This is a genomic window from Pseudomonas fragi, assembly GCF_002269505.1.
GTDB classification, from domain to species: Bacteria; Pseudomonadota; Gammaproteobacteria; order Pseudomonadales; family Pseudomonadaceae; genus Aquipseudomonas; species Aquipseudomonas fragi_D.
This window is the reverse complement of record NZ_NQKQ01000019.1, coordinates 17,049-33,403: the sequence shown is the minus strand read 5'-3', so window position 1 is coordinate 33,403 and position 16,355 is coordinate 17,049. Positions and strand designations below refer to the sequence as shown.

The following is a 16,355-nucleotide window of genomic DNA, read 5'->3' as shown; positions in this document are numbered from 1 at the left end:
TCCCGGGCAACACAAGCGCAGATGGCGTGGCCGATCACCGTGCATTGGCTACGCTCCTTGGACACTTCCAGACCAAGGAGCCAGCCATGACCATCGGTATATCCAGTAAAACCCTGAGCGACTACGACGCTCACCTGGCCTACAACACGGCTACCGCTTTCCTGCGCAAATCCGACCTGGCCAATTACCTGATCGATCAGCTTGAGCAACAGCACGTAAAACTCACTGTCGAGGTCAGCACCGACCCGGCACTGGCCAATCAGGATGTGTCGAATAACGGCGCGATTGTCTGGAACCTGCTCAGCAACGCCGCCCCAGGCCCCAACCTGGCTGACGTGACGGCCCTGCTCAGCCGTATTCCGGCACAGCAAAAACCCTACGTCACCAGCCTGTGGTCACTGATGCATTTGCTCGCCGTGGCGTGTCAGCAATTAAACAGCCAGCTCAACTTCCGCGATGCCGATGCGACCTGGCCCTGGCTCGATGAAAAAGTGCTCAGCGCCAACGATATCGAAAACGTGGTGGCCCGCGAACTCAGCGATCTGCCATTGCCCGATGAGCAAAACTGGGAACGCCTGCTCAAGCGCAATTGATGGGTATGGAATAACGTTATGGGAGCGAGCAGGCTCGCTCCCACTGGCGGGGGTCAGAACTGCGAAGCTTCATACCCGTGACGGTTGCTGGTGGTTACCACCGGCACAATGACCTTCCAGTCTTTGGGCTCGATAAAACCGAGCATTTGCGGATTGCCGTTCGCGCTATCGGTTTTGATAAACAACGAAGCACCGTAGCCAAACGTGGTGCTGGTGGACAGGTGCATGTCCAGCAACAGTTGGTCCATGCATTCGCTGTGGCTCACCAGAATCAGGTTATGGCCCGCCACTTTGTGCTTGAGAGCATCACGCAACATGCTGCCGCGGCAGTTGAACAGCCAGTCTTGCGCCTCTACAGGGTGGACAAACATGGCATCTGCGGTTTGCCGGGCGCGGGTCAGCAAGCTGCTGTAAATATCGGTGCTCCCCAGCCCCAACTGCTTGAAATCTGCCCCCAGTGCCTGAACCACGGCTTCGCCGCGCACGGTCACGCCGTCCATTGGCCCCAGGCATTGCGCCGAAGAACGGTCGCAACGCTCACCGTGACGGACCACGGCAATCACATCACCTTTGGCCCAGCTATCGGTCAGCGACAACACGTGGTCGGCATGGCTGGGCTGTGCCAGATCAGGCGGTGCCGCAGGTGCCAGCAGCGTCAATGTCAGCGCAACGGCCAGCGCAATTGCCACGATCACTACCAGCGCCTTTTTGTAACGAACCAGGCCGCGACGCAACAGCGAACGGTTAATTCCGGTCAGATCAAGGCTCAACGTCACGATGCTTATGCCCCCTGCGGCAGTCAGTGATCACACTGACGGACACCCTATAGCGCGAATATGACAACGGGTCGCTTCGCGGCCCGGCGGTAAAAACAGACTTGCACAAAACAGCTCTCTATTAGCTGAACATAGCCTAGAAAAAGGGAGGTCAGAGGCAGGTGAAACGGATGTGAAAAAAAACGTAAAAGCAGGACATAGCCACACTACCCAAATGGATATGTTGTTATGTGAACTGGCGCTAAACAAAACGTTTCAGCTCTGACGAATGCAGCCGATACCCCTCCAATACAACACTCGGCTGGGTCAAAAAAAATAATTCCCTCCAGCGAACTTAGATCATGCGTGCAGCGTTCCTGGAGAACTCTATGAATAGATGGCTGAGCAATATCAGCGTCAACCTTAAACTGTCCCTGGGCTTTGGCCTGGTACTGGCCCTTACCTGCGTAATGGCCGTCTGCAACTGGATCAGTCTGGACAAGATGATTGATCGCAGTAACTGGATGAGCGACATCACCCGATTAAACACCGCGTTTACCAATCTTCGGGTTACGCGCTTGCAGTACATGCTCACCGATGGCGACGAAACTGCCGCACAAAATGTACAGGCCAGCATTGATGCGTTTTCTGCACAGCAAAGCCAGTTGATTGCCACCTTCCAGAGCCCGGAAAACCTCAAGCTTCTTAAAGAGCAGCAAGCCATCATTGGCCGCTACGAGCGTGCGCTGGTGACCATGCGCAAGGCCTATGTCGAGTCTGCCGTATCGCGGACCAACATGGACCGCAGCGCTGCCCTGGCACAGGACGCCATTGCGACGTTGCTCAACCGCGCCCTGCAACTGCCCGCAGGTGATGAAAACCGCTTTGCCATGTTCCAGACCGTGTCTGAAGTCCGTGAGCAGTTCCTGCTCTCGCGCTACCAGGTGCGTGCCTACATTGCCGCACCCAACCCCACCACGGAAAAGGCCGCCCGCCAGCAACTGGACGCTGCCATTGCCAGCCTTGACCGCCTCAGCTCGCACTTTGCTGCCAATGCCGGCGACACCCTGCGCACCCTGACCAAAACCATGGATCAGTACCAGGAAGCCCTGGAGCTATACACCAGCACCGACAACACCATCATTGCCATGCGCAAGGACATGACCGAATACGGCACCAGCATCCTTGGCCGCAGCGATGAGCTGTACAAGATCCAGCTTGAGCGCCGCGATATCGAAAGTGCCGCGGCCAACAGCACGCAATTGATCACCACCCTTCTGGTCTTGCTGTTCGGTATTACGGCGGCCGTGATCATCACCCGCCAGATCACCGTGCCGCTGCGTGAAACCCTGGCCGTGGTCGATCGCATTGCCGGTGGCGACCTGACCCATAACCTGCGTGTTACCCGTCGCGATGAACTGGGTGTGTTGCAACAGGGCATTGCGCGCATGGGCACCACCCTGCGCGAGTTGATCAGCGGTATCCGTGATGGCGTCAGCCAGATCGCCAGTGCTGCAGAAGAGCTGTCCGCGGTGACCGAGCAAACCAGTGCCGGGGTCAATAGCCAGAAGATCGAGACCGATCAGGTGGCCACCGCCATGCATGAAATGACCGCCACCGTGCAGGAAGTGGCGCGCAACGCCGAGCAAGCCTCGCAAGCGGCAGCAGCCGCAGACAACGAAGCCCGCGAAGGCGACACCGTGGTCAACCAGGCGATTGACCAGATCGAGCGCCTGGCCGTGGAAGTTGGCCGCTCGACCGAAGCCATGGCCGTGCTGCAACAGGAAAGCGACAAGATCGGCAGCGTGATGGACGTGATCAAGGCCGTGGCCGAGCAGACCAACCTGCTGGCCCTCAACGCCGCGATCGAAGCCGCCCGTGCCGGTGACGCAGGGCGCGGTTTTGCCGTGGTGGCCGATGAAGTGCGTGGCCTGGCCCAGCGTACGCAAAAATCCACCGAAGAGATTCAAACCCTGGTCGCAGCCCTGCAAAGCGGCACCCAGCACGTGGCCACCGTGATGCAAAACAGCCGCACCCTGACCGACAGCAGCGTGACCCTGACCCGCCACGCAGGCACCTCGCTGCAGGGCATTACCCGCACGGTGTCGAATATTCAGTCGATGAACCAACAGATTGCCGCTGCTGCCGAACAGCAATCTGCGGTCGCCGAAGAGATCAGCCGCAGCATCGTCAACGTGCGCGACGTTTCCGAGCAAACCGCAGCGGCGAGTGATGAAACGGCCAAGTCCAGTGTTGAACTGGCGCGGCTGGGTAACCAGCTGCAAGAGATGGTCAGCCACTTCAAGGTGTAAAGCGATCAGTCCCCTCTCTCTTCGGGAGAGGGGTAGTCAGGGGCTCCTGACCTTATTCGTGCTGAACCCGGGCGCGCTTGAGCAACTTCTTGCTGCGCTCGGACAGGTGTAACACCCGCAGATGCTTGCCTGCTTTGCGATAGCGCTCGCGCAGAGTGTCCAGTGCCGCAATGGCCGAGTAATCGACAAAGCTCAAATGACGACAATCAAGTGTCACCTGCGCCGGGTCACCGGCCGGGTCGAACTGCTTGAGAAACGCGGTAGTAGACGCAAAAAACAACGTGCCGTGGACACGGTATAGCTTGCTGCCGTCACTCTGCATATCCGCGTCGGCGTACATCTGACGGCCCTGCTGCCAGGCGAAATTAAGTGCCGCGATAACCACCCCGCACATCACCGCCACTGCCAGATCGGTAAACACGGTGATCACCGTCACCGCAATAATCACCAGCACATCGTTGAGCGGCACTTTGTTGAGGACTCGCAAAGAGGCCCAGGCAAAGGTCTGCTGCGACACCACAAACATCACCCCCACCAGCGCTGCCAGCGGAATGCGTTCGATAAACGGCGACAGAAACAACACAAACAGCAAGATCATCACCCCGGCCGTCACCCCGGACAAGCGCCCGCGTCCGCCGGAACTGAGGTTAACCACGGTCTGGCCGATCATTGCACAACCGCCCATGCCGCCGAACGCGCCCGAGACCATATTGGCCGCGCCCAGTGCCACACACTCGCGGTCCGGGTAGCCGCGGCTTTCGGTTATTTCGTCAGTCAGGTTGAGGGTCAGCAGGGTTTCCAGCAGGCCAACCACCGCCATCACGATCGCATAGGGCGCGATGATGCCCAAGGTCTCAAGCGTCCAGGGAATCTGCGGCAGGTTGAAGCTCGGCAAACCACCCGCGATGTGCGCCATGTCGCCCAGGGTGCGGGTCGGCAGGCCAAGCAGGTACACCGCCAACCCGACGCCCAGAATGGCCACCAGCGCAGGCGGCGCGGCGCGGGTCAGACGTGGCAGCAAATAGACAATGGCCATGGTCGCAGCGACCAGCCCGATCATCATGTACAGCGCCATGCCGCTGAGCCAGGTGTCGCCGTCCTTGAAGTGATCCAGTTGGGCCATGGCAATCACGATCGCCAGGCCGTTGACGAAACCCAGCATCACCGGGTGCGGCACCATGCGCACCAGCTTGCCGAGTTTGAACAGGCCGAACGCCAGCATGATCAGCCCGCTCAACAGCACCGTGGCCAACAGATACTGTACGCCGTGTTGCACGACCAGGGCCACGATCACCACCGCCATCGACCCGGCGGCACCGGACACCATGCCCGGCCGGCCGCCAAACAGCGCGGTCAGGGTGCAAATGATAAACGCGCCATACAACCCCATCAGCGGGTTGAGATGGGCAACCAGTGCGAACGCAATGCACTCGGGCAACAGGGCGAAGGACGTCGTGAGCCCGGCCAGGACATCAGCGCGCAGACGTGAGAGTTTCATGGTTTACCTAAAATTCGGGACGGGGAAAACGGAGGGAGTTACAGGCAACAGATGGTAACAAATTGTGCAGGCTATAAAACCATTGTGGGAGCGAGCCTGCTCGCGAAGTTCCTTAAGGAGACTTTCGCGAGCGGGCTCGCTCCCACACTTGAGGTCACACGAGTGAAGAGCTTACTTCACCACCATCCCCACACCACGGCCACGCGGGTCGGAGGCGGTTTCAAGCGCTGTACCCTTGACCTGGATCGCCTGGATATCCCCCATGTTCCAGCCCTGATCCTCCAGGGTGTAACCCATTGCCTTAAGCTCGTCAGCCACCTTGCCGGTGAGCGGTGCATAGGCGTCGAAGTAAATCGTGTCTTTGGGCAGCAACTGGTGATGCACACGCTGTGCAGCAACGGCTTTTTCCAGTGGCAGGTCGTAGTCGTAGATATTGTTCAGCACCTGGAAAATCGAGGTAAAGATCCGCGAGCCGCCCGGTGTACCCAGCACCAGCGTGACCTGACCATCGCGGGTCACCAGGCTTGGGCTCATGGAGGACAGCATGCGCTTGCCCGGCTCAATGGCGTTGGCATTGCCACCCACCACACCAAAGGCGTTGGCTACGCCAGGCTTGGAGCTGAAGTCATCCATTTCATCGTTCAGCAAAAAGCCCGCGCCCTTAACCACAACACCGCTGCCGTAATCCCAGTTCAGGGTGTAGGTATTGCTGACCGCATTGCCCTGTTTGTCGACGATGGAGAAGTGAGTGGTCTGATGCGGTTCCAGGCCCGGCTTGACGTTAGCCGTCGCAGAGATCGCTTTCGGATTGACCTCTTTCGCACGCTTGGCGATATAGGCCGGGTCGGTCAGTTCAGCAACGGGCATCTTGCCGAAAGCCGGGTCACCCAGGTAGTCGGCGCGATCGGCGAAAACGCGTTTTTCGATTTCGGCCAACAGGTGGATGTACGGCGCAGAGTTCAGTTCGACGCCTTTAAAGTCTGCGGCGCGGTCTTCTTTAATGCCGATCAACTGTGCCAGAGCGATACCGCCCGAGCTTGGCAGTGGCGCGGTGTACAAGGTGTTGCCACGGAAATCGACGCGCATCGGCTCACGCCAGTTGACCTTATACTCGTTCAGGTCTTGCTTGGTGATCAGGCCTTTGTCTGCTTGCATTTGCGCGACTAGCAGATCGGCAGTCTTGCCGCGGTAGAACTCCTTGGCACCCTGGTCGGCAATGCGTTCCAGGGTCTCGGCCAGCTCTGGCTGCTTGAAGGTTTGCCCGGGTTTCATGCTGCCAAAGTAATCACCGAAGTTGGTGGTGCCCTTGAACAGCGCCAGCGCATCTTCGCGGTACTGGAATTGCTGGTCGGCCACTTTAAAGCCGTTTTTCGCGTAACCCACAGCCGGGGTCAGCAGTTCGGCCCAGGGCAACTTGCCGAAGCGCTGATGCGCTTCCCACAGGCCCATCACCGTACCCGGCACGCCGGCAGCGCGGGAACCGACCAGGCTCAAGTTCTCGATGATTTCGCCTTTGTCGTCCAGGTACATATCGCGGCTGGCGGCTTTGGGGGCCGTTTCGCGATAGTCGAGGAAGTAGGGTTTACCATCGATATACATCGTCATAAACCCGCCACCGCCGATATTGCCGGCTTCGGGATAGGTCACAGCCAGGGTAAAGGCAGTGGCGACTGCTGCATCGACCGCATTGCCACCTTTTTTGAGAATTTGCGCAGCCACTTCGGCGCCGTATTGATCAGGTGCGGCGACTGCGCCGCCGTTCAGGGTGACGGCATACGCCGAAGAACTGGCAACGATGGCAGCCGTCAGGGCCAGGGTTTTGAACCACACAATGCGCATTCGATACATCCTTTTATTGTTATCAACTGTGGCCGAACCTTGTCTGAATTCGGCGACATTTTCAAACAACAAAAGCAAATGGTGGGAGCCAGCCTGCTGGCGAAGCAAGCAACTCGACCGACCTGTACCAGGGCAGTGATGCTTTCGCGAGCAAGCTCGCTCCCACAGGGGTCAGGCGTGTGCTTTATGTGTAGGCGCCGCACATAAATGCAGTAGGAGGCCTTACAACATTTCATCCTTGATCCACTGCACCACACTGTTGCGCTTGGGTGCCCAGCCCAGCAGTTCACGGGCGTTTTTGCCCCGCACGCGGCTGTTGGAACCCAAACCGTAGTTGGCCATTTCATAGCCCCACTCGGCTTCGGCATCGGCCAATGGCCAGTCGTGGGCTTGCCCCAGGTCCAGGGCTTGAGCAATGGCGTTGCTCATGTCGGCAAAGGCCGCTTCGCCGCTTTCAACAAAATAGAAGGTACCCGCCGGGGTTTTCGCAAGTGCCAGCAGGTACAACGCCACCACGTCTTCGATATGCACGTTGGACCAGATATTCTGGCCTGTGCCTACATGGCGTACCACACCGCTTTTACGCGCTTGTTTGAGCAGACGCGGCAACTGCACGCTGTCGCGGTTGACGCCCAGGCTGTGACCGTAGATCAGGGTGTTGCAGATCACCGCCGAGCGCACGTTATCCTGCGCCGCAGCGAGAATCAGGTTGTCGATGGCCACCCGCGCGGCCTTGTCCACGGTCGGTTCAGGCAGTTGGCCTTCATCATAAATGATGTCGCTGGCCTTGCCGCCCGATGCATCGCCCACAATGCTTGAACCGCTGGTGTGCAAGAACACTTTGCCGCTGCCACGCAGGGCATCGAGCAAGGCTTCGACGCCACCACGGTGGTCGCTGCTGGCGGCATTGATGACAGCATCGGCCTGGCGCGCCTGAGCGGCAAGCAAGGCGCTGTCATTCAGGGTGCCAATGACCGGGGTAATGCCCAGGGCGAGCATCTGCTGTTCTTGCCCGGTACTACGCACCAGACCGGTGACCTGATGACCGGCCTTTACCAGTGCCGTGGCAATCGAGCCACCGATAAAACCTGCTGCGCCGGTTACGAAAACATTCATGCCATGACTCCCGTATGAGTAAGTAATGGCGCCAGTATCGAAGAGTCATGGCCGTGGAAAAACCCGTGGCAGGCCAATTCAATCTTGCGTGCAGATCACGAATAAGCCTCGGATTACTCCCTGAAACAAGGCCCCGCATATCCCGCCAGCTTGGCCTGGATAAAGTCCAGAAAGCACTGGATGCGCAGCGCCAGCTGCGAGTTGCGGTAATACACGGCATGGATCGGCTGGCGATAGCCGCTGTTGAACTCGCCCAGCACCACGCACAGGCGCCCGGTGCTGATATCTTCGTGGGTCATGAAGTGCGACAGGCAAGCAATGCCCTGCCCTTGCAGCGCCAGATGGCGCACAGTTTCACCGCTGGAGGCGCTGATGGCAGGCTGGATGGGCCAGCGGTCACCCTGAGCATAACGCAGCGGCCACTGGTTGAGGCCATCGTTCTGGGTAAAACCGATCAGAGTGTGGTGGGCCAAATCTGCAACATTTGTGGGCATGCCGTGGGCGGCGATGTAGTCCGGACTGGCGAGGATATTCAGCGGGCTGCACCCCAGGGAGCGGGCATGCAGGGTGGAGTCGGCCAGGGTGCCGATACGAATGGCAATATCGGTGCTTTGTTCCAGCAGGTCGATAATCAGATCGTTGCTGTTGAGTTCCAGCTGAATCTCGGGGTAAAGGGCGCGGAACTCGGGGATATACGGCACGATGGCATGCAGCACAAACGGCGCGGCGGCGTTGATGCGCAAGCGCCCGGAGGGGGTGCGCTGGTGCGAGATCAGGCGCTCTTCCAGCTCGTCCATCTGCTCAAGGATCAACTTGGCCCGTTCGAAGAAGAACTTGCCTTCCTCGGTCAGATCCATACGCCGGGTGGTGCGGTTGATCAGCGTGGTTTCGAGCTTGGCCTCCAGGCGTGAAAGCGTGCGGCTCACGGCTGACGGCGTTTGCCCGGCCTGCTCGGCGGCAGCGGAAATCGAGCCGCACTCGATCACCGAAACAAAGATTTGCAGCTCATCTGATCTGGCTTTCACGCGGTCGACCTTATCTACGTGTGGGAGCGGGCTTGCTCGCGATGGTATCACCGCGGTTCGTCATAACAACCGAGCTGCCTGCATCGCGAGCAAGCCCGCGCCCACCCCGGCGTCGCTTATGCCTTGAGGCCAAACACCTCTGCCAGATGCTGCTCGTAACGGGCGGCATCGACCTCTGGCTGCGGACGCTTCATCACGTCAACACACAAAAAGGTCGGCAGGCCGGTCATGCCCAAAAACTCATTCGCTTTATGGAACGGGAAGTACACCGCGTCCACGCCCTTGCCTTCAAAGAAGTCGGCCGGGTCATCGAACGCCTGCTGAGGTGCGTTCCAGGTCAGCGACAGCATGTACTGCTTGCCTTGAATCAGGCCGCCGCTGCCGTAGCGCTGCGAAGCGTCGGAACGGGTGCGGCCGTCACTGGCGTAGAGTTTGCCGTGACCCTCGGTGAATACTTCATCCATGTACTTTTTAACGATCCATGGCGCGCCCATCCACCAGCCCGGCATTTGGTAGATGATGACGTCAGCCCAGAGAAATTTTTCCACCTCTTCGGCGATATCGTAGCCTTCGTCGATATGGGTCACTTTGACTTCAAAACCCTGACGATCAAAAAACGCCAGCGCAGTGTCGTGCATGGTCAGGTTGTAGCGACCATCGGAGTGGGCGAATTTTTTCGCACCGTTAAGCAAGAGTATTTTTTTCATCATCAGCCTCCAGGGGGTTAAACCCTCAGCGCTGTTGAGCGACAGGGGGGTTCAAAAACATGTCGGCAGAATATCGTTGCCCTCCCATGAGAAAAACCCGTGATGGGTCAAATCACCTTTGCTGCTAAAGCACGAATCTATTGTCAATTGTTGATTAGCAAGTGAGTACCCAGCAGCGCCATGCCACTAAAAAACACCCGTTTAAACAGCAAGGCGCTGATGCGCTGGCGCAACCATTGCCCCAGCCACATGCCGAGCATGGCGGGCAATAGCGCCAGCAATGAGGCATTGAGCTCAGCACCAGCCAGGTTGCCGCGCCAGTACAGCCCCGCGGCCAGGGCTAATGTGGAGACGCTGAAGGACAAACCCAAGGCCTGCACCAATTGGTTTTTGCTCAGGCCCAGGGATTGCAGATAGGGCACGGCAGGGATCACAAACACCCCGGTGGCCGAGGTGATGACCCCGGTGATCAGCCCGCACACCGGGCCCAGCCAGGGTTCCCGTTGTGGGGCGACGCGCAGGGTGGGCAGGAACAACCCGCTGAGGGCATAAAGCAACAGGGCCGCGCCCAGCGCTCGTACCACCCAGCTACCGCCGTCGATACTGAGCCAGAGCATGCCTAACGCGGTGCCGATAAAAATCCCCAACTGCATGGGCCACAGGCGTTTGACCAGCGTCAGCAACTGGCCGCCTGCGGCCAGTTGCCAGGCGTTGGTCACGATGGACGGGATAATCAGCAGAGCCGCAGCCTGCGCCGGAGCAATAGCCAGCCCGAGCATACCCATGGCGACAGTCGGCAGGCCAAGGCCAATGACGCCCTTGACCGTACCGGCCAGCAAAAAGGTCATAATCACCAGCAGTGACAAGGCCCAGCCCAGGTGTTGGTAAAACTCGACAAGTGTTTTCATGGGCCTATGCTGGGGCATGGGCCAGCGCCTGAAAATGCGCCATATACAGAGCCAGCCTCTTGCCAAGCGATAGTCTGGACACAAACCCCTTGTGGGAGCGGGCTTGCTCGCGATTCAGGCGACTCGTTCTACCTGAATGACCGCAGCGATACCATCGCGAGCAAGCCCGCTCCCACAACACGCCCGCCCTAGGGGTAAGGACTTTTCATGCACTTCGATCTGGTTGACCTGCGTCTGTATTTGAATGTGCTGCAGGCAGGCAATATCACTGCCGGCGCCAGCCTCAGCCATTTGTCGCTGCCTGCTGCCAGTGCGCGGATCAGGGCGATGGAGGCATCGCTGGGCGTGGCTTTTTTGCAGCGTACGCGCCGTGGCATCAGCCCTACCCCTGCCGGGCAAGCGCTGGCACAGCACGCGCGGCTGCTCTTGCAGCAGGTCGAGCGCATGAATCACGACCTCAGCGAGTACGCCCAAGGCTTCAAAGGCCGTGTGCGCCTGATGTGCAACACCGCTGCCCTCACCGAATACCTGCCCGAGTTGCTCGCCGACTTTGTGCGCCAGCACCCCACTATCAGCGTCGATCAACAAGAACTCACCAGCCTGCGCATTACCCACGCGTTGCGCCTGGATGCAGCCGATATCGGCGTGATCTCCAGCGCGGTCGACACCCGTGACTTGCAAACCCGGCCGTTTCGCGATGACCCACTGGTGCTGGTCATGCCCCTCGACCACCCGCTGGCTCACTCGCCGCAGCTCTCGTTCAGCGACACCCTGAGCCATGACTACGTCGGGTTATCGGCCAACAGCGCGTTGGCGGTGTATCTGGAAGAGCAGGCGTTGCATGTGGGTGTACGCATGCAGGTGCGGATTCGCGCCGAAGGTTTTGACGCAGTGCTGCGCATGGTCGCCCGGGGCGCCGGGCTGGGGATTGTGCCCAGGGCCACTATCGAACGCTGGCAGGCGCCGCGCACGTTTAAAGTGATGAACTTGAGCGAGCCCTGGGCTGACCGCAAATTGCTGTTGTGTGCCCGCTCGTTTGCGCAATTGCCAGCCTATGCAGTGGCATTGCTGGAAGCGTTAAGCTTGTAAGAATAGTCGCCGTTTGCTATCAGCCTGTATGCCTTAGTTTTTACCAAGAGTAAGATCCGGGGCTTGCGAAACCCGGGGCACCTTTGGCCGCGGGTATTTTTATCCAGTTTTGAGAATAACAACTCACAGGGCACCCGATGGCTGACGCTAACTCCCCCCCGGTCACACTTAAACGCGGTTTGAAAAATCGCCACATCCAGCTGATTGCCTTGGGCGGCGCTATCGGTACGGGCCTGTTTCTGGGGTCGGCGGGTGTGCTCAAGTCGGCCGGGCCGTCGATGATTCTTGGCTATGCGATCGCCGGCTTTATCGCATTCCTGATCATGCGCCAACTCGGTGAAATGATCGTCGAAGAGCCGGTGGCCGGCTCCTTCAGCCACTTTGCCCACAAGTACTGGGGCGGCTATGCGGGGTTTCTGTCGGGCTGGAACTATTGGGTGCTGTATGTGCTGGTGGGCATGGCCGAACTGACGGCCGTGGGCAAGTACATCCAGTTCTGGTGGCCCGAGGTGCCAACCTGGGTCAGCGCCGTGGTGTTCTTTGTACTGGTCAACTTGATCAATACCCTGAACGTCAAAGTGTTCGGCGAAATGGAGTTCTGGTTTGCCATTATCAAGGTGGTGGCGATTGTCGGCATGATCGTACTGGGTTGCTACCTGCTGTTTAGCGGCACCGGCGGCCCGCAGGCGTCGATCAGCAACCTGTGGAGCCATGGCGGGTTCTTCCCCAATGGTGGCATGGGCTTGCTGATGGCCATGGCCTTTATCATGTTTTCCTTCGGTGGCCTGGAGCTGGTGGGTATCACCGCCGCTGAAGCCAGCGAGCCGAAAAAGGTCATTCCCAAGGCCATCAACCAGGTGGTGTACCGGATTCTGATTTTCTATGTGGGCGCACTGACGGTGCTGTTGGCCCTGTACCCGTGGGACCAGTTGCTGGTGACCCTGGGCGCCGGCGGCGATGCCTACGGCAGCAGCCCGTTTGTGCAGATCTTTGCCCTGATCGGCAGTGATACCGCCGCGCAAATCCTCAACTTTGTGGTGCTGACCGCCGCGCTGTCGGTGTACAACAGCGGCGTATATTGCAACAGCCGCATGCTGTTCGGCCTGGCCGAGCAGGGTGATGCGCCCAAAGCGCTGATGAAACTGACCAAAAACGGCGTGCCGTTGCGCGCACTGGGTGTGTCGGCACTGGTGACGCTGCTGTGTGTGGTGGTCAACTATGTGGCCCCGCACAAGGCCCTGGAGCTGCTGTTCGCGCTGGTGGTTGCCTCGCTGATGATCAACTGGGCGCTGATCAGCCTCACTCATATCAAGTTCCGCAAGGCGATGGCGGTACAGGGCGTGACGCCTTCGTTCAAGGCATTCTGGTTCCCGTTCAGCAATATCCTGTGTCTGGTATTCATGGCGGTGATCGTTTCGGTGATCTGGATGATCCCCGACGTTCGCGCGTCGGTGTATGCGATTCCGGTGTGGCTGCTGATCATCTACGGTTTCTATGTGGTGCGCCTGCGCACTGGCAAGGCTCTGGCCAACTCGCACTAAGCATTTGGCTGTTACAAAAAAGCCCCGGTACTGAAAACAGTACCGGGGCTTTTGCGCATCTGGGGGTCGGAACCAGGCATCTGTCAGAGTAACGCTGCGGTTAGGGTGAGGTTCGATAACCCATCACCGGAGGTCTTATGTCTGCGCCAATCACCGTGCTTCGCGACACCCATCCCCTGCCCGTGCTCGATGCCTGCAAATGGGAAAAACTCGAGGGCGACCCCCATACCGTCAACCTCAACGCCTACACCAGCGAAGACGGCAGCAAGATCATGGGCACGTGGATTTGCACGCCCGGCAAGTGGTATGTGGAGTATGTGAAGTGGGAATACTGCGATTTCCGTGAAGGCTATTGCATCATCACCCCAGAGGGCAAAGAACCGATCCATCTGCGGGCCGGGGATATCTTTGTGGTAGAGCCGGGCATGAAAGGCACATGGGAAGTGGTGGAAACCGTGCGCAAGTATTTCGTTTTTGCCTGAATGAAATCACGCAAAAAACCGGGAGCCCGCCCGACGCGGGCTCCCGGTAAAACGACCCGTTACTGAGGTTTACGATAGCTGTTGATGATGGCCGAGAAGTCCTTGCCGCCTTCGCCGCGCAGGCTCATGGCCTGATACAGCTGTTGCGCCACGGCGCCCATCACCACAGGCTGGTGGGCCTGACGTGCGGCCTCGGTGGCCAGCCCCAGATCCTTGAGCATCAGCTCGGCACCAAACCCGCCGGTATAGCCGCGTGATGAAGGGGCCGTCTCGACGATGCCCGGCCACGGGTTGTACACCTCCGAGCTCCAGCAGCGCCCGGTGGAGCTGTTGATCACCCCGGCCAGTACTTCGCTGTCGATACCCAGTGCAGCCCCCAGGGCCATGGCCTCGCTGACGCCGACCATGGAGATCCCAAGCAGCAGGTTGTTGCAGATTTTAGCCACTTGGCCGGTGCCCACATCCCCGCAATGGACGATGTTGCGGCCCATTTGTTCGAGTACAGGGTGCAGGGTGTCGAACAGCGCCTGGGAAGCGCCGACCATAAAGGTCAGGGTGCCCGCCTGCGCGCCGCCGGTACCGCCGGACACCGGCGCATCGGCCATCTGCACGCCCTGTTTGGCGGCTGCAGCAGCGACATCGCGGGCGGTCTGAGGGTCGATGGTGCTGCAATCCACGGCGGGTACACCGGCGCCGATGCCGGCCAGCACGCCGTCCTCACCCAGCCACACGCTGCGCACATGGGCAGCGGCCGGGAGCATGGTGATCACCAGTTCAGTGCCTTGGGCGGCCTCCCGAGGTGAGGTGCTGATATGGCCACCCAAGGCGGCCAGCTCAGCGAGGATGCTTTGGTTCAGGTCAAACAGGTTCAACGAATGCCCGGCCTTGAGCAGATTGCGCGCCATCGGTGCGCCCATATTGCCCAGGCCGATAAATGCGATATTCATACGGGTGCCCTCAACGAAGATTGATGGTTGTGTTGACGCCATCGTTCACGCTGTCATCGTCGAACCAGCGACTGGTGACGGTCTTGGTTTGAGTATAGAACTGCACCACTTGCTTGCCGTACGGGCCAAGATCGCCGAGTTTCGAGCCACGGGAGCCGGTAAAGCTGAAGAACGGCACAGGCACCGGGATCGGAATATTGATACCCACCTGGCCCACATCGATTTCAGTCTGGAACTTGCGTGCTGCAGCGCCGCTTTGGGTAAACAGGCCGGTACCGTTGCCAAACGGGTTGGCGTTGACCAGTGCAATGGCCTGGTCGAGGGTATCGACCTCAATCACCACCAGCACAGGACCGAAAATTTCCTGGGTGTAGATTTGCATATCGGTGGTCACGCCTGAAAACAGGGTCGGACCGATAAAGTTGCCTTGTTCGAAACCCGGGACTTTGATGTTGCGGCCGTCAAGTTCAAGCACTGCGCCTTCCTTGATGCCGCTTTCGATCAACCCCAGCACCCGCTCTTTCGCACGTTTGGAGATCACCGGACCTACATCGGTACCCGCCTCGCTGCCGGCGTTGACCTTGAGGTTTTGCGCCAGCGCCTTGAGATCCGGCAGCCATTTTTTCGCCGCCCCCACCAGTACCACCACCGAGGTAGCCATACAGCGTTGCCCGGCCGCACCAAAGCCGGCACCGACCAGCGCGTTGAGGGTTTGCTGACGGTTGGCATCGGGCAGGACCACGGCGTGGTTTTTCGCGCCCATCATCGATTGCACACGTTTGCCGTGACGGCCCGCCAGGTCATACACATGGGTACCGACGGCGGTTGAGCCAACAAACGAAACCGCCTTGATATCGGTGTGGGTGCACAGCGCATCGACCACATCCTTGCCGCCGTGTACGACGTTGAGCACGCCTGGCGGTACGCCGGCTTCCAGCGCCAGCTCGACCAGCATCAAGGTCGACAGCGGGTCTTGCTCGGATGGCTTCAGAACGAAGGTATTACCGCAGGCAATCGCCATCGGGAACATCCATAGCGGAATCATGGCCGGGAAGTTGAACGGCGTGATCCCGGCGCAAACGCCGATTGGTTGGCGCAAGGTGTAGGTATCCACCCCACCCGCTACGTTTTCTGCGAATTCGCCCATCTGCAAGGTGCCGATAGAGCACGCATGCTCGACTACTTCCAGGCCACGGAAAATATCGCCCTCGGCGTCGGCAATGGTTTTGCCTTGTTCAGCACTGAGGACGGTGGCGATGCGTTTGGAGTGCTCACGAATCAGCGCCTGCAGCTTGAGCATGATGCGCATGCGCGCGCCAATGGGCGTCAGCTTCCAGGTCTGGAAGGCGCGCTGGGCACTGGCAATGGCGGCGTCGACTTCCGAGGCGGTGGCAAATGGCACTTTAGCCAGCACTTGCTGAGTGGCCGGGTTGACGATGTCGTGCCACTCGGTGGTCTGCGACTCGACCCATTCGCCATCAATCAATAAGCGGGCGTTTTGATACGGGGTGTTAGAAACGCTCATGGAAGTCTCCGGAATTAT

Annotated in this window: 14 protein-coding genes and 1 pseudogene; 6 read left to right on the top strand and 9 right to left on the bottom strand. The window is 59.2% G+C overall.

Annotated features, from left to right (window positions below; genetic code table 11):
• The first annotated feature begins 86 nt into the window (after window positions 1-86).
• On the top strand, window positions 87-593 hold the full coding sequence (locus CJU81_RS16465; RefSeq protein WP_095037490.1) for a hypothetical protein: 507 nt from the start codon (window positions 87-89) through the stop codon (window positions 591-593).
• Window positions 594-646: 53 nt separating this feature from the next.
• Here CJU81_RS16465 and CJU81_RS16460 read toward each other — a convergent pair whose 3' ends face one another.
• Window positions 647-1,369 carry a histidine phosphatase family protein gene (locus CJU81_RS16460; protein ID WP_176464859.1) on the bottom strand — a complete coding sequence of 241 codons (723 nt, stop codon included), beginning with the start codon at window positions 1,367-1,369 and terminating at the stop codon, window positions 647-649.
• A gap of 341 nt (window positions 1,370-1,710) precedes the next feature.
• Between CJU81_RS16460 and CJU81_RS24450 the strand changes: the two are divergent.
• Window positions 1,711-2,805, top strand: a pseudogene (locus CJU81_RS24450) (methyl-accepting chemotaxis protein); the annotation flags it as partial.
• Window positions 2,797-3,660, top strand: coding sequence for a methyl-accepting chemotaxis protein (locus tag CJU81_RS24445; protein ID WP_371928121.1), 864 nt, complete (start codon window positions 2,797-2,799; stop codon window positions 3,658-3,660). The pseudogene CJU81_RS24450 and the gene CJU81_RS24445, both read left to right, overlap by 9 nt.
• A gap of 52 nt (window positions 3,661-3,712) precedes the next feature.
• Here the strand turns inward: CJU81_RS24445 and CJU81_RS16450 are convergent, their stop codons facing one another.
• From CJU81_RS16450 to CJU81_RS16425, 6 genes are all read right to left on the bottom strand, one after another.
• Window positions 3,713-5,158 carry a SulP family inorganic anion transporter gene (locus CJU81_RS16450; protein ID WP_095037489.1) on the bottom strand — a complete coding sequence of 482 codons (1,446 nt, stop codon included), beginning with the start codon at window positions 5,156-5,158 and terminating at the stop codon, window positions 3,713-3,715.
• A gap of 171 nt (window positions 5,159-5,329) precedes the next feature.
• Entirely contained in the window at window positions 5,330-6,997 is a 1,668-nt protein-coding gene (ggt, locus tag CJU81_RS16445) for a gamma-glutamyltransferase (RefSeq protein WP_095037488.1), read from the bottom strand.
• A gap of 222 nt (window positions 6,998-7,219) precedes the next feature.
• Window positions 7,220-8,113, bottom strand: a complete 894-nt coding sequence (locus tag CJU81_RS16440) for an NAD-dependent epimerase/dehydratase family protein (protein ID WP_095037487.1) — start codon at window positions 8,111-8,113, stop codon at window positions 7,220-7,222.
• A gap of 113 nt (window positions 8,114-8,226) precedes the next feature.
• Window positions 8,227-9,138 carry a LysR family transcriptional regulator gene (locus CJU81_RS16435; protein WP_095037486.1) on the bottom strand — a complete coding sequence of 304 codons (912 nt, stop codon included), beginning with the start codon at window positions 9,136-9,138 and terminating at the stop codon, window positions 8,227-8,229.
• Between the two features lie 116 nt (window positions 9,139-9,254).
• Complete coding sequence (locus tag CJU81_RS16430) at window positions 9,255-9,845, bottom strand: NAD(P)H-dependent oxidoreductase (protein ID WP_016783532.1); 591 nt, start codon at window positions 9,843-9,845, stop codon at window positions 9,255-9,257.
• A gap of 143 nt (window positions 9,846-9,988) precedes the next feature.
• On the bottom strand, window positions 9,989-10,753 hold the full coding sequence (locus CJU81_RS16425; RefSeq protein ID WP_095037485.1) for a sulfite exporter TauE/SafE family protein: 765 nt from the start codon (window positions 10,751-10,753) through the stop codon (window positions 9,989-9,991).
• Window positions 10,754-10,960: 207 nt separating this feature from the next.
• Here CJU81_RS16425 and CJU81_RS16420 point away from each other — a divergent pair, with 207 nt between their 5' ends.
• The 3 genes from CJU81_RS16420 to CJU81_RS16410 all read left to right on the top strand — a co-directional run bounded on the left by CJU81_RS16420 (window position 10,961) and on the right by CJU81_RS16410 (window position 13,865).
• On the top strand, window positions 10,961-11,842 hold the full coding sequence (locus tag CJU81_RS16420) for a LysR substrate-binding domain-containing protein (RefSeq protein ID WP_095037484.1): 882 nt from the start codon (window positions 10,961-10,963) through the stop codon (window positions 11,840-11,842).
• A gap of 137 nt (window positions 11,843-11,979) precedes the next feature.
• Window positions 11,980-13,383 carry an amino acid permease gene (locus CJU81_RS16415; RefSeq protein WP_095037483.1) on the top strand — a complete coding sequence of 468 codons (1,404 nt, stop codon included), beginning with the start codon at window positions 11,980-11,982 and terminating at the stop codon, window positions 13,381-13,383.
• A gap of 137 nt (window positions 13,384-13,520) precedes the next feature.
• Window positions 13,521-13,865 (top strand): cupin domain-containing protein, encoded by a 345-nt coding sequence (locus CJU81_RS16410; RefSeq protein WP_016783536.1) that lies wholly within the window; start codon window positions 13,521-13,523, stop codon window positions 13,863-13,865.
• A gap of 59 nt (window positions 13,866-13,924) precedes the next feature.
• Here CJU81_RS16410 and mmsB read toward each other — a convergent pair whose 3' ends face one another.
• Together mmsB and CJU81_RS16400 are read right to left on the bottom strand one after the other, a co-directional pair.
• Window positions 13,925-14,812 carry a 3-hydroxyisobutyrate dehydrogenase gene (mmsB, locus tag CJU81_RS16405; protein WP_095037482.1) on the bottom strand — a complete coding sequence of 296 codons (888 nt, stop codon included), beginning with the start codon at window positions 14,810-14,812 and terminating at the stop codon, window positions 13,925-13,927.
• 10 nt (window positions 14,813-14,822) lie between these two features.
• Window positions 14,823-16,337 carry a CoA-acylating methylmalonate-semialdehyde dehydrogenase gene (locus tag CJU81_RS16400; protein WP_095037481.1) on the bottom strand — a complete coding sequence of 505 codons (1,515 nt, stop codon included), beginning with the start codon at window positions 16,335-16,337 and terminating at the stop codon, window positions 14,823-14,825.
• Window positions 16,338-16,355: the final 18 nt, after the last annotated feature.